Raw genomic sequence first — 15167 nt, 5'->3', positions numbered from 1 at the left:
TAATATAATGTTATCGCTTCTGTGTTTTCTTTCTCTTTGTTAAAATATTGAGAGTGCAGGCTCTCTATCCAGTGTATACTGGTTTTAACAGCAATTTGGCTGATTTTATAAAATATTTATGAAAATGTTTGATTATTTGTTTTGTCATTTTTTTAGGACACTATAGCGAAGCCTGATTTTTTTATAATGACTTATATTGGCGTTTTTACGAAAATACCCCCCTTTATAAATGAATTTTTCCCTGTCTTAAGACCCTACAGTATCCTTAATTTTGCAACGTGAATTAATAAGCCTTAATGTTTGAATAAGGATTATTTTATTTTTCGTTCAAAGCCTGTTGAATCACAAAACCCGAATCAAATAAATAAATTTAAAAAAGTATGAAAAAAATTTACAACAAATTTTTACTTTTATTATTACTTCTTCCTTTCTGTGTTTTCGCTCAGAGCACAGTAAAAGGAATTGTTCTGGACAAAAGCACCGGACAGCCCATACCAGGAGTAAATATAAAAGTATCACAAGGTAATTTAAGCATGACTACGGATTTTGACGGAAAATTCCAGTTTAGCGGTTTGAAAGAACAAGCGCAAATTACTTTTTCATTTACAGGTTATACAACTCAAATTATTACTGTTGGGACTCAAAAAGACATTACGGTATCACTAGAGGAAGATCCTAACATTCTTCAGGAAGTTGTTGTACAAGTTGGATACGGTTCTGTAAAAAAGAAGGATGCAACTGGCTCAGTAGTAGCACTTACAACAAAAGACTTTAATAAAGGAAATAATATTACCACTGAAAACCTCCTAAACGGACGTGTAGCTGGTTTGTCTATTAATTCATCCGGTGCACCGGGTTCTTTATCTGAAATAAGAATCAGGGGAGGAAGTTCACTTTTTGCAAGTAACAGCCCGTTGATCGTTATTGATGGACTACCATTAGAAAATACAACTAATACAGGTTCTGCCTCCTTTTTGGCTTCTTTAAACCCAGCTACAGTAGAGTCGATGACAGTCTTAAAAGATGCATCTGCTACAGCAATCTATGGTTCAAGAGCTTCTAATGGTGTTATCATTATTACAACTAAAAAAGGAAGCAGTACATTTTCAGTTGATTATAATGCACAATATGCTGCAGGAAAACTTACTAAAACAGTTGATGTTTTTAGTGCAGATGAATTCAGAAAACTTATTGCAGACAGAAGACCTCAGGATTCAGGTAAGTTAGGTACAGCAAATACAGACTGGCAAAAAGCGATTTACAGAAACACATCATCTTTTGATCAGAGTTTAGCGGTTAGAGGTAGTTTGTTCGATATTATCCCTACTAGTTTTACTTTAGGAAATACAAACCAGGAAGGTTTACGTATTACAAATGAGTTTAAAAGAAATACTGTTGGATTGGTAATGAATCCTGCATTTTTTGAAAATAGCTTAAAAATAAAGCTTTCTGCTAATTACGCATACGAAAAAAACAGATTTACAGATGCTGTAGAAGGTACTGCAATTAGTTTTGACCCTACACAGCCTATAAGGGTTGAAGGAGCACCATATGATGGTTATTTTGAATATCTTAGTGCAGCAGATGGTCAAGGGAACTTTCCCCTGAACCCAAATGCAGCCAGAAACCCTGTTTCACAATTACTTAACACAAGGGATATAGCAAAAAGTAACCGTTTTTTCGGAAACTTTGAAGTAGATTACAAGCTGTACTTTTTCCCGGACGTAAGAGCGGTTGTAAATTTAGGCTTCGACGAATCTAATGGAGACAGAAGAAGACTGGTGAACCCAAATGCCGGTTCAGGCCCAACTCTTGGCAACTTCCCTTATGGTGCTAATGAATATACTGATGCAAAAAGACAGAATAAATTATTGGATGCCTATTTAGTTTACAACAAGACTTTCGACGAATTAAATGTTGAATTAACAGGTGGTTATTCGTACCAAAGATTTGAAAGTTCAAGATTCGAAACTGGTAATGTTTTAGACGTAAATTTACCTGCAACATTCCCTGAAACTACATTAGATACTGAAACGGTTTTAATCGGTTTCTTTGCCAGAACAAACTTAAACTTCAAAGATAAATATTTACTGACTTTATCTTATAGAAGAGATGGATCTTCAAGATTTGATAAAGAAAATCGTTGGGGTAATTTCCCTTCAGTTGCTTTTGCATGGAAACTTAAAGAAGATTTCTTTAAAGAGAGCAAAACACTATCTGATTTAAAATTAAGATTAAGTTATGGTATAACAGGTCAGCAGGATATTCCGGAACCTAACGGTTATCTTAAAAAATACGAATCAGGAACAGGAAATTCTCAATATTATTTCGGAACTGATCCGGTTACAATCGCACTTCCATACAGACTAACAAAAGGTTTGAAATGGGAAGAAACCACTACATATAATGGAGGTTTAGATTTTGGATTTTTAGATAATCGTATCTCTGCTAGTTTAGATATGTACTACAAAGACTCTAAAGATTTATTAGCAAATGTAGCTATATCTGACGGAAGTAATTTTTCTAACAGAGTATATCAAAACATTGGTAGCTTTACCACAAAAGGGGTTGAACTTACAGTAAATGCAGCCGCTGTTAAAACTGAAAACTTCTCATGGAACGTTAATTTTAATGCTTCTAAATTTGAAAGAAGAATTAGTGAATTAGCTTTTAACTCTGATATATTTTTAGGAGACAATATCACCGGGAACGGAAGTACTGCACAAATTTTCAGAGAAGGTTTTACTCCGTATTCTTTCTATGTTTACAAACAATTATACGATACTGCAGGAAAACCAATTGATGGCGCTTTTGCTGATTTGAACGGTGATAACATCAAAAATGAAGCTGACAAATACATCTATAACAACCCGGATCCGGATGTTACTTTAGGATTTGCATCAAATATGAATTACAAAAAAATTGATTTCTCTTTCAATTTAAGAGCAAGCATAGGTAACAATATATTTAACGGAGTAAATGCTGCAAGAGCACAGTACAACTCTTTGACAAGTGGCGGAGTATTAAATAATATACCTACCCAGATCAATGAGACGAACTTTCAGACTACTGAAAATGTCTTGATGTCAGATATTTATGTAGAGAATGCTTCTTTCTTAAAAATGGACAATATTTCTTTAGGATATACTTTCGATAATGTTATTAATGAAAAAGTTTCTTTAAGACTGTCAACAGGAGTACAAAACGTTTTTGTAATTACTAAATACAGTGGTTTAGATCCTGAAATTACAAATAACGGTTTTGATAAAACAATTTATCCAAGACAACGCACTTTCTTGTTTGGTGCCAACCTTAAATTTTAATAAAAATGAAAAAGTATATAATAACTATTATAGCAATAGCTACCGTTTTTCATTCTTGTACGGATGACATGAATGTAGTTTCTAAAGATGACGACGTACTTTCTGCTGATGCTTTGTTCTCTTCTCCGGCAGGATATAAAAAAGCACTTGCAGGTGTTTACGGAAACCTTACCCTAACGGGTACTCAGGGACCTGTTTTTTCTTCATTAGAAGGTTTAGCAGCGGGAACAAGCCAGTATGTAAGATGTTTACTGAACCTACAGGAAATGACTACAGACGAAATGATATGGAGTTATGAAAATGACGAAGGGACTGCAGAATTACAACGAAATATATGGACAGCTGCAAATCCTATCATTCTGGGGATGTATAGCCGTACAATGGCTTCTGTTGCTTATGCTAATGATTTTTTACGTGAAAGTACACCTGAAAAATTAAAAGGAAGAAATATTACGGATGCCGGAACTGTTGCCGAAATTGAACTTTACAGAAAAGAAGTTCGTGTTTTAAGAGCATATGCTTACTATAACATGATGGATTTGTTTGGTAAAGCGCCTATGTACACAGAAAATGATCCTTTAAATTTTGCAGGACCTGAATATAACAGAACGCAATTATTTGAATTTATTGAAACGGAATTAAAAGCGGTTTTACCAGATTTAAAACCTGCAAGATCGAATGTATACGGAAGAGTAGATCAGGCTGTAGCACGTATGATTCTGGCTAAAATTTATTTGAATGCCAAGGTATATACAGATACTGATCGTTTTAATGATTGTATTACCATGTGTAATGAAATCATTGCTGGAGGATATGCCTTAAAACCAAAGTATCTTGAAAACTTTATGGCTGATAACCATACATCTGAGGAAATGATTTTTACAGTTCAGTCAGACGGGATTCTTACTCAAAACTGGGGAGGTACAACCTTTTTAATTAATGGGCAAATTGGAGAAATAGAAAACAATGCAGCGGATTTTGGTATTAAAGGATGGACAGGTGCACTCCGCGTCAGAAAACAATTTGTACAAAAATTTGATGGTGCTAAATTTAGTCAGGACGACAGAAACACTATTGGAACAGGTACTGCTACGCAACAGAGAACAATAGATATTGCCGATATTAATGTAAAAACACAAGGATATATTGTATCTAAATTCTCTAATGTAACTTCTACAGGAGTTGATGGAAAAAATATTGATTTTGCAGATACTGATTTTCCATTATTCAGATTAGCAGATGTTTACTTAATGTATGCAGAAGCTACACTGAGAGGAGGAAACGGTACCATCGCACAATCACTTGTTTATGTAAATAAATTGAGAGAGAGAGCTAATGACAATGCTACAACAGCAAACATTACGGCAAGCGAATTAAACCTGCAGTTTATAATTGATGAAAGAGCACGCGAATTATACTGGGAAGGACACAGAAGGCAGGATTTAATCCGTTTTGGATTATACACAGGAGGAACTTACAACTGGTCATGGAAAGGAAATGCTGCCAGAGGAATTTCAATTCCTTCTTTCAGAAGACTTTTTGCAATTCCTCAGGGATCATTAGGATCTAATAAAAACTTAACTCAAAATACTGGTTACTAAATCCTTTTTAACAATATAAAAGATAAGAAAATGAAAAATATTTATAAAATTTTTATTGCTATAGCAGTACTTGCAGGATTATGGTCTTGTGAAAACGAAGAAAATTTAATGATTTTGAAACCGCAGGAAGCTGCTTTCTCAATCATCACACCAGAAAATGGTTCTTCTGTTATTTTAAATGAAGCTACACCTGCAAATACAGCCCTTACTCTTAGCTGGGAAAAAGTAAGTTACGGAACACCAACTGTTGTTACCTATACTGTTCAGATTGCAGAAAGTGATACTGAATTTGCGGCACCTGTTGATGTTACATCTTCAACTTCGACTTATTCAATTATTGATGTTGCGGAACTTAACACAAGAGCATTGGAACTTGGACTAACACCAAATGCTGAAAACTCAATTGATGTAAGAATTAAGGCTACTGCAGGAACTGCAAATGCTGAGCCAAAATTCTCAGACATAATTACCATTTTAGTAACTCCTTACGGAAGTCTGGAAAAACCGGTCTTAACTTTATATTTGGTAGGTCCTGCTACTTCTGCAGCTACTCCTGCTAATTCTTGGAATAACAGCGATAACATGCCAATTTTTGCAGATCCTAATGACAATACAAAACATTATTATACAGGATATTTTAATGTAGGTCAATTTAAGCTGATCGAAAAACCTGGTCAGTGGTTTCCTGCATATTATCCTACTTATGAGGGGGATAAAATATTTATAAATACTTCTGATGCACAAGATGGTAACTTCTACATTGCTACTGCGGGTTATTATACTCTTGAAATCAATATTAAGGATTTAACATATAAACTTCCTGAATACACAGGATCAACAACAACTACTTACAATAAAATTGCTTATAAAGGTTCAGTAATAACTGGAGATGATTCAGGCTGGAATACAGAAGTTGCTTTAACTAAGTCAACATTTAATCCTCATATCTGGAAAGCTTCAGCTCAAACTTTAAAAGCAGGGAAGATGTTGTTTTATGCTGATAATCAATGGATGGCAGAATGGGGGCCAGACATTATTGTTGAAAAAGAAGGGAAATATGATATTTGGTTCAACGATTTAGATGGTCGTTATACTTTTATCAAAGTACAATAATCAATAAAATAAGTATAAGCCTCAAATTTCCTATTATTTGAGGCTTCTTATTCCTCTTTTTTAAAATTATATTTAAAAAAACAAAAAAGCTGTCCGTATTGGTGTGTTATTTTAAAATTTTAATTTTTAGTAACTGCTACACATACAGCTCGATAAAAAACTTACATATATGAAAAAACATATAAAATTTCTTGGATTGCTTGTAATAGCAGCAATTCAGTTTTCTTGTTCAGGTGATGATGACAAAGCTCCAAGTGTTGCTCAGCCACCTGCAGATGATACTTTTATAAGAGCTTCTGATGTCTCTTCTCTTCCAGAAATGGAAGCTATTCAGACTAAGTTCTACAATAATGGCAAGGAAGAAAACATGCTTACAACACTTAAGAATGCAGGTTGTAATACAGTTCGAATCCGTTTATGGAAAAATCCTGTAAATGGTCGTTCAGGTATGGCAGAAGTAAAAGAACTGGCAGAAAAATCAAGAAGAGCAGGTCTTAGGGTTTGGTTAACGGTTCATTATTCTGATAGCTGGGCAGATCCGGAAAAACAGGTAACTCCTAAAGAATGGGAAAAACTTTCTTTTGAGGACCTGAAAAAAGCGGTAACTGCTTATACAGAAGAAATCATCAGCCAAATCAATCCTGATATTATCCAGATCGGAAATGAGATCAACGATGGATTACTTTTTCCACAAGGGAAATTATCGAGCAATGAGCAACAATGCATTGCTTTATTGACTGCTGCAAGTCAGGCAGTTCGCGCAAAATCATCAAATACAAAAATCATGATTCATTTTGCAGGTGTAGATGGTGGTAAAACTGATTGGTTTTTCAATAGAATGAATAGCATTGATTATGATTATATAGGATTATCATACTACCCTATGTATCATGGAAAAGATGTAAGTCAAGTAACATCTACAATTGATGCCCTTGGAGAAAAATATGGTAAAAAAGTCGTGATCGCAGAAACATCTTATCCATTTACATTCTTGTATAACGATTTTACAAACAATATTATAGGTAATAGTTCACAAATAATACCTGAATTTCCGGCGACTCCTAAAGGACAAAAGGCCTTTGTTCTTGCTGTCAGAGCTGCAGTTGAAGCATCATCACACGGACAAGGATTTGCATATTGGGGTGGCGAATTGGTTGCTTTTAGAGGAAAACAATCTTCATTCGGTTCTACTTATGAAAATCAGGCTTTATATAGTTTTGACAATAATGCATTATCTGTAATGCAGGCTTTTGCCAGATAATAAGAATGAAAAAGCATTTTATAATAGTACCTTTTTTGCTTGTCATAGCACTTGTATTTACTTCATGTAAAACAAAAATGACAAGTAAAGAAGGTTCTTTTTCTAAAGGAGCAGATGTAGGCTGGCTATCTCAGATGGAAGCTACTGGATATAAATTTTATGATACAGACGGCTCTGAAAAGGATTGCCTGCAATTATTAAAAGACAGAGGAATCAATTCCATTCGTTTGCGCGTTTGGGTAAACCCCAATAATGATAAAGCCAGCGGACACTGTAGCCCCCAAGAAACAGTAGTCATGGCGGTTCGCGCGCAAAAGATGGGAATGCGCATCATGATCGATTTTCATTACAGCGATTCGTGGGCAGATCCCGGCAAACAAAACAAACCAGCAGCATGGGCAAATCATTCTTTTCCGGAATTGCTTAACGATGTTTACAAACATACTTATGATGTTTTGAAATTATTGAAAAAAGCCGGAGTTACACCAGAATGGGTTCAGATCGGAAATGAAATTCCTAGCGGTATGCTTTGGCCGGAAGGGCACACTGACAATTTTCCTCAATTGGCACAATTGTTGAATAAAGGATATGAGGCAACAAAAGCTATAGATTCAAAAATTAAGGTAATTGTACACTTAGACGAAGGGAACAAAAATGAAAAATTCATATGGTTTTTTGATAAAGCAACAGAGCTACATGTGAAATACGATGTTATTGGTCTGTCATATTACCCGTTTTGGCTAAAAACAGATTATAAAGAAAACATTACTGATTTAGAGAATAATCTAAAAGATATGGTTTCGCGTTATAATAAAGAAGTAATGGTAGTTGAAGTGGGGGGAGATTATACTTTGGAACAAAATACCAAGGAAATGCTTGAAGCCACTATACAAGCCTTAAAAAACGTACCTTATAATAAAGGTTTAGGCGTTATTTACTGGGAACCACAAGGCACAAAAAGCTGGAGCGGTTATCAGCTAAATGCATGGCTGGAAAACGGAAAACCGTCGCCGGCACTGGATGCCTTCAGAGATTAAATAAATTAATTGCCATTAAAGAATTAAAAGATTTAAGTTTTATAATTTCTTAATAGTAAAGTACAAACGAAAATGAAGATAATTTTTAAGTCCATATTACTCGCGTTTTTGCTCTTTTTTTCATCTGGAAAAATTTGGTCGCAATCCACTACTGTTGTTTTAAAAGACAACTGGAGTTTTTCTAAAGAAGTAAAAGGAGATGCCTTTGCAGTTAATTTTAATACTTCAGAGTGGGAAAAAGTCAGTATTCCTCATGATTGGGCGATTTATGGACCTTTTGATAAAAAATGGGACATACAGACCGGTATCATTGAGCAAAACGGAGAAAAAGAAGCAACTGAAAAAACAGGAAGAACCGGAGCATTGCCACATATAGGAACGGGCTGGTATAGAAATACATTTACCATTCCGGAGTTTAAAAAAGGCCAAAAAGCACTTCTTCTGTTTGAAGGTGCAATGAGCGAACCTCAGGTTTATTTAAACGGGAAAAAGGTTGGGCAATGGGGTTATGGATACAGCTATTTTTATATTGATATTACCAATGATCTTCTTATTGGAAAAGAAAATATACTGGCTGTAAAATTAACCAATGAACCATTTTCTTCAAGATGGTATCCGGGGGCTGGTTTGTACAGAAAAGTTAGTATTGTAGTTAAGGAAGAGGAAAATTTTGCGCAATGGGGTACTTTTATTACTACTCCTGAGATGAAAGGTAATAGTGCTGTTGTTGATATAAAAGCAGAGTTTAATGGTAGTAACTTGTCGATGGTAACCCAAATAAAAGATGCTAATAACAAGGTTGTTGCAACACAAAAAAGTACTGATACAAAGGATGGGAAATTCCATCAGCTAATAGAAGTTGCCAAGCCTAATTTATGGAGTCCTGAAACGCCTTATTTGTACACAGCAGTAACCAAATTATATGCGGCAGACGGAACTTTAAAAGACGAACAAAACATTAAGTTTGGTATCCGGTTTATAAAATATGAGCCTAAAATAGGATTTAGTCTGAATGGAAAAGTGACTAAATTCAAAGGTGTTTGCCTTCATCATGATTTAGGGCCTCTTGGTGCGGCAATAAATAAAGCGGCGCTTCGAAGGCAGCTTACCATTCTAAAAGACATGGGATGTAACGCCATCCGTAGTTCTCACAATATGCCTTCTTTTGAACAGCTTGAACTGGCTGATGAAATGGGTTTTATGTTTTTGGCAGAAAGTTTTGACGAATGGGCAAAGCCAAAAGTAGAAAACGGATATAATCGCTTTTTTAAAGAATATGCCGAAAAAGACATTGTAAATTTAGTAAGAGCCACACGAAACCATCCTTGCATTGTAATGTGGAGCTCAGGAAACGAAGTTCCGGATCAATGGGGAGCAGAAGGGGTAAAACGTGCCAGATGGCTACAGGACATTTTTCACCGTGAAGATCCTACAAGACCCGTTACTGTTGGTATGGATCAGGTAAAAGCAACTATGGAATCTGGTTTTGGAGCTTTGCTGGATATTCCGGGATTAAATTACAGGGTTCATCTTTACGAAGAAGCCTATAAAACATTCCCACAAGGATTTATATTAGGCTCTGAAACGGCTTCTACAGTTAGTTCAAGAGGAATTTATAAATTTCCTGTGGTACAGGAAAAGAATAAACAGTACGATGATTTTCAAAGTTCATCTTATGATCTTGAAGCCTGCAGCTGGTCGAATGTTCCTGATGAAGATTTCGTGCTTCAGGATGACAAACCCTGGGTTATTGGAGAGTTTGTCTGGACAGGTTTTGATTATTTAGGAGAACCAACGCCTTACGATGAAAAATGGCCGTCAAGAAGTTCTTATTTTGGAATTTCAGATTTAGCAGGACTTCCTAAAGACCGTTTTTATCTTTACAGAAGCAGATGGAATAAGGAAGACAAAACACTTCATATATTACCACACTGGAACTGGAAAGGAAGAGAAGGAGAGATTACTCCGGTTTTTGTTTACACCAATTACGACAGTGCCGAGCTTTTTGTAAACGGAAAGAGCATGGGAATCCAAAAGAAGAATAATTCAACTCCGCAAAACCGTTATCGTTTAATGTGGAATGATATAAAGTATGAGCCGGGAACAGTAAAAGTTGTGGCTTTTGATTCGAATGGAAAAATAGCTGCTAAAAGCGAGGTTAAAACCGCTGGTGATCCTTATCAAATTGTACTGAATGCAGATCGAAAAACAATAAAGGCCAATGGTGAGGATATCTCATTTGTTACGGTTTCAGTTGTAGATAAAAACGGCATACCATGTCCTGTTGCAGATAATGAACTGCAGTTTAAAGTAACTGGTGCTGCAACTTACAGAGCGGCATGTAATGGTGATGCTACATCATTAGAAGTGTTTCATCAGGATCATATGAAGCTTTTCAGTGGTAAACTAGTGGTTTTGGTTAAAGCAATTGAAACCCCGGGGGCTATCCAACTCGAAGTAACAGGTGAAGGGCTTCAGACAGGTAAAATTAATTTGAAGTCTAAACGATAATATTTTTAAAATTACCTATAAATTTTAATTGAAAAAGAGGCTGATGCCTCTTTTTTTATGCTGCTATTTTTTAACTTCATAATTAAAAACTGAATTCGTATCTTGTTGTGCTAAAATTAATATGCAGACATATCCATTTTAAATAGCTGTCTGCAAACGTTTTTCATTCATTTACAGAAATAATCACATTATGAAAAATACATTAGTGCTCTTCATTGTATTACTAGCTTTTACAGCGTGTTCAAAACATAGCGGTAACAAAAATGTCACCATTACGGGAATAGATTCTACATTACGGCCTGGTAATGATTTTTTTAGATATGTAAATGGCAAATGGTATGATTCTGTATCCATACCTTCATCCCAGTCTGGAGTTGGTGCCTATATGTTTATGAATTTTCCGCAGCGAATTCGACTTCAGGGAATATTGGATAGTATTTCTCAAAGCGAGAATCCGGCAGGGAGTATAGCACAAAAAGTAGGTGACTTTTATGCATCTGGTATGGATACTGTAACTATTGACAAACGTGGTTATGCACCTATCAAGCCACTTCTTGACAAAATTGAAGCTATAAGAGATTTATCTTCTTTAATGAAGTTTGTAGGTAATCAGGTAAAAGTAGACAATTCTTCTATTATAGGTTTTGGAGTATCGCCAGATGAGAAAAACAGCAATATGAATATTGCCCAGATTTACCAAACAGGTCTTGGACTGCCTGACAGGGACTATTACTTCAAATCAGATTCATCAACTATTGCCATACAGGAATCTTACAAAAAATACCTTACTACATTATTTCAGCTAACAGGGACCAATTCCGCCGAAGCTAAAAAGAATGCTAATTTGGTTTACGATATTGACAAACAACTCGCTGTTTCGCATAAAACTAAAGTTGAACTTAGGGATGTGCAGGCAAATTATAATAAAACGGCTGTCGCAGATCTTGTAAAAAAACATCCTAACATAAACTGGACTGCTTTTTTAAATAATTTGGGTGCCAAAACCGATTCTATTAATGTAGGGCAGACAGCCTATTACGATGCCCTTAATAAGCTGCTAAAAACTATTCCCATACCAAATTGGAAAGTGTATCTGAAAGCAAACTCTATAGAAAGATATGCAGATGATTTAAGTAAGCCTTTTGCAGATGCTGCTTTTGAATATGCAAAAGTAATTTCTGGTCAGGCGGTTCAGAAATCACGTGGGGAAAAAATGGCTACTGTCATTGACAATTACTTAGGCGAGGCATTGGGTGAATTGTATGTGAAAAAATATTTTTCAGAGGATGCAAAAAAACGCATGCTGGAGCTAGTCAATAATCTGCAAAAAGCATACGGAAAAAGAATAGATAAACTGGAGTGGATGAGTACCGCTACGAAACAAAAAGCCAAAGAAAAATTATTTGCCATTACTAAGAAAATAGGATATCCGGATCAATGGAGAGATTATAGCAACGTAAATATAGCTAGAAATACCTATTTTGAAAATATGGTTTCAGCCTCTGTAGCTGCATATCAATTTCAATTGGGAAAATTGGGAAAACATGTGGATAGATCAGAATGGTATACCACAACTCCAACAGTTACAGCATATAACAATCCTACTGCAAATGAAATTGTTTTTCCTGCAGGTATTTTGCAGGCCCCGTATTTTGATAATAACGCGGATGATGCACTTAATTATGGGGGTATTGGAATGGTTATAGGCCACGAAATAACACATACTTTTGATGATCAGGGGGCTCAATATGACAAGGATGGAAACTTGAAGAACTGGTGGACAAAAGAAGATTATGCACAGTTTAAATCAAGAATACAACAGGTTATTAATTTGTATAGTACTTTTACTGTTTTGGACAATCTACACATTAATGGTGCAATGACAGTTGGCGAAAACACAGCAGATATTGCCGGAATAGCAGTAGCATATGATGCTTTTAAAATGACCCAACAAGGAAAAGGGAATACAAAAATTGATGGTTTTACTCCAGATCAACGATTTTTTATTTCTATAGCTAAAATATGGAGAGTAAAAATGAAAGATGAGTTTCTGCGGTTATGGATTAATAATAATTTACATTCTCCACCAAATTGGCGTGTTAATGGCCCCCTAATGAATACTACACCTTTTTACAAAGCATTTAATGTACAACCTGGAGATAAAATGTTTTTGCCAGAAAAAGACAGAATAACAATTTGGTGATTTTGTTCTATAAAGTATTTTTTGCTTTGTAACGAATTATAAATTCTTTACAAGTATCGTAATTTTTATATTTAGCTTAAAGAGAAATGGCTTCAGATTTTTTTCTGAAGCCATTTGTATTAGTTGTGAACAGGATTCTCTAAAGATTTTCCGGAGTATTTAAAGTATATGTTTGACGTTAAATGGCTAGATGATTTTTTAAATTTAGAATATAAATAATTGATTATGGTAGTGCATGTAAAACTAAAACTTTCTCTTGTTTTCTGAAAAAGGTATTTAGATTTGTTCCTGTAATTTTACATTAATATTACCATTAGTTATCACTTATCTTGATATTTTTAAAGTCTCCTCCGCTGCTGTCTGCTGTAAATAGCCCTAATTTTCCTGATTTTCGGTTGTTGAGTTTTTCGACTATCAGCGAAGGCTGTGCCGCATCATTTATATAAGCTTTAACAGTTGTGCTATCAATTACTAATTTCAATGTAAACCAATCGTTAGGATTTGGCGGATTGATAATTTCTTTCTCAAAAACTGCATTTCTTTCTTTTCTTAATTTTTCCCAGGTAAAATCGGGATGTGAAATATATTGAACAGCATGAATTCTCCGAACAGAGTCTTTTGCAAAAAAATTGAAAGGACGACAATAAACAGCATCATAATTATTATCATCGGCACCATGAAAAGCGATTCCAATAAAACTTCGTTGAAAAACGTCTTTTCCCCGCATTTGTATTTGAATTGTACCGTTTTTAAAGTCTTTTACAGGCAACCATACAATACCTTCCTTTTTATTTTCTTTTATTTTTAGATATGCTCCACTATCAACCGAAACGATTTTAATTTCTCTATTTACAGATTTGAGTTTTCCATTACTGTAAAGATTAACGAGATCAATGTCTTGTCGGAGTTGGCCGAATAGAAATAAGGGAAATAATGTCAAAGTAGATATAAACTGGATTTGCTTTTTCATTGAAATGCTATTTTATGTTTTAAGAGTTAGGTGATTCCAAAATAGAGAAGATCACATTCTCTAGTGATTTTAATACGAAATGGCCTGTTGTTTTTCGGTGAAAATATTCTCATGTACAAAAATAGTACACATAAAAAAAGGATAATGACCAGTTAGATAAAAGAACTACCATTTTGATAAGTATTTCTGAATTCTTTTGGTGAAATCCCTGTTTGCGCCTTGAAGAAACGCGTTAAATGATTCGCATGGGAGAATTGTAGCAGGGCCGAAATTTCATTTATATTAAGTTTCGTATAGTTTAGCAGAGTCTTTATTTCAAAGAGAATAAATTCGTTTATCATTTCAGAGGCGGTAACCCCAAATTGCTTTTTGATGCATTTATTTAGTGTTACTCTGCTAATACCTAACTCTTGCGAGTAATAGTCAATGTTTCTTACTTTACAGACTTTACTTTGCAAAATTTCTTTAAACATATACGCAATGCTGTTATTTTCTGTTTCTGAAGACAGTTGATAATGCTGTGCATAAGTACGATTGAGTTTGATTAGTATAAAATATAACAATGCCCTTATAATATGTTCGCTATCTGATTTGAATGTTTTTATTTCACTGATCAGCTCCTGAATTATATTTGCCAACTGCAAAAAGAAGTCATCATTCACTTTTAGATATAGTGGTTTTGTTTTGTTGTAGAAAAACTGCAGCCTGAAGGAAAATAGTTTATCTGAGAAAAAATCAGACAGAAAACTATCCTGGAAAAATAAAAAATAAGATTCAATTTTAGTTTTGTCCAAAAACCATCTTCTTTTTTGAAATGGTGAAATAAAAAGGACGGTTTTATCTGAAATTTCAATTCTTTGATGATCAAGTTCTAAATAGCCATTTCCTTTGGAGAAAAATATAAGTTCATAAAAATCTGTATGATGGAGCTCACTTTCAAAAAAATAATATGGAATGTCTTTATATGTACCAATATCAATTAGCAGCTCAACATTATATTTATTTTTTAAGAATTTGAATGTCTTCATTTTGAACTAATTTTTTGTAAAAGAAGTTGATAAAAATAGTTATTTAAACCTAAATTATGTTAGAGGCTGTGTGGAAGGTCTCAGAAAAGTGCCAAGCCGAAACAGTTCCCTAATATAATT

9 protein-coding genes are annotated in these 15167 nt (G+C 34.6%); 7 read left to right on the top strand and 2 right to left on the bottom strand.

What is annotated here, in order from left to right; genetic code table 11:
- The first annotated feature begins 380 nt into the window (after positions 1-380).
- The 7 genes from OZP09_RS03420 to OZP09_RS03390 all read left to right on the top strand — a co-directional run bounded on the left by OZP09_RS03420 (position 381) and on the right by OZP09_RS03390 (position 13049).
- A complete protein-coding gene (locus OZP09_RS03420) occupies positions 381-3323 on the top strand; it encodes a SusC/RagA family TonB-linked outer membrane protein (protein ID WP_281310292.1) in 2943 nt (980 codons plus the stop codon).
- 5 nt (positions 3324-3328) lie between these two features.
- Positions 3329-4924 carry a RagB/SusD family nutrient uptake outer membrane protein gene (locus tag OZP09_RS03415; protein WP_269236546.1) on the top strand — a complete coding sequence of 532 codons (1596 nt, stop codon included), beginning with the start codon at positions 3329-3331 and terminating at the stop codon, positions 4922-4924.
- A gap of 30 nt (positions 4925-4954) precedes the next feature.
- Positions 4955-6037 carry a SusE domain-containing protein gene (locus OZP09_RS03410; protein WP_269236545.1) on the top strand — a complete coding sequence of 361 codons (1083 nt, stop codon included), beginning with the start codon at positions 4955-4957 and terminating at the stop codon, positions 6035-6037.
- A gap of 169 nt (positions 6038-6206) precedes the next feature.
- On the top strand, positions 6207-7298 hold the full coding sequence (locus OZP09_RS03405; protein ID WP_269236544.1) for a glycoside hydrolase family 53 protein: 1092 nt from the start codon (positions 6207-6209) through the stop codon (positions 7296-7298).
- A gap of 77 nt (positions 7299-7375) precedes the next feature.
- Positions 7376-8335 carry a glycoside hydrolase family 53 protein gene (locus OZP09_RS03400; RefSeq protein WP_269236543.1) on the top strand — a complete coding sequence of 320 codons (960 nt, stop codon included), beginning with the start codon at positions 7376-7378 and terminating at the stop codon, positions 8333-8335.
- A gap of 72 nt (positions 8336-8407) precedes the next feature.
- Positions 8408-10846: a DUF4982 domain-containing protein gene (locus OZP09_RS03395; RefSeq protein ID WP_281310291.1), complete on the top strand. Its 2439-nt coding sequence runs from the start codon at positions 8408-8410 to the stop codon at positions 10844-10846.
- Positions 10847-11036: 190 nt separating this feature from the next.
- Positions 11037-13049, top strand: coding sequence for a M13 family metallopeptidase (locus OZP09_RS03390; protein WP_269236542.1), 2013 nt, complete (start codon positions 11037-11039; stop codon positions 13047-13049).
- A gap of 313 nt (positions 13050-13362) precedes the next feature.
- Here the strand turns inward: OZP09_RS03390 and OZP09_RS03385 are convergent, their stop codons facing one another.
- Positions 13363-14019, bottom strand: coding sequence for a hypothetical protein (locus OZP09_RS03385; RefSeq protein ID WP_269236541.1), 657 nt, complete (start codon positions 14017-14019; stop codon positions 13363-13365).
- Between the two features lie 152 nt (positions 14020-14171).
- Complete coding sequence (locus OZP09_RS03380) at positions 14172-15047, bottom strand: helix-turn-helix domain-containing protein (protein ID WP_269236540.1); 876 nt, start codon at positions 15045-15047, stop codon at positions 14172-14174.
- Positions 15048-15167: the final 120 nt, after the last annotated feature.

Origin of the sequence: Flavobacterium flavigenum (genome assembly GCF_027111255.2) — a bacterium.
GTDB classification, from domain to species: Bacteria; Bacteroidota; Bacteroidia; order Flavobacteriales; family Flavobacteriaceae; genus Flavobacterium; species Flavobacterium flavigenum.
This window is presented reverse-complemented; position numbering and strand designations above follow the sequence as displayed.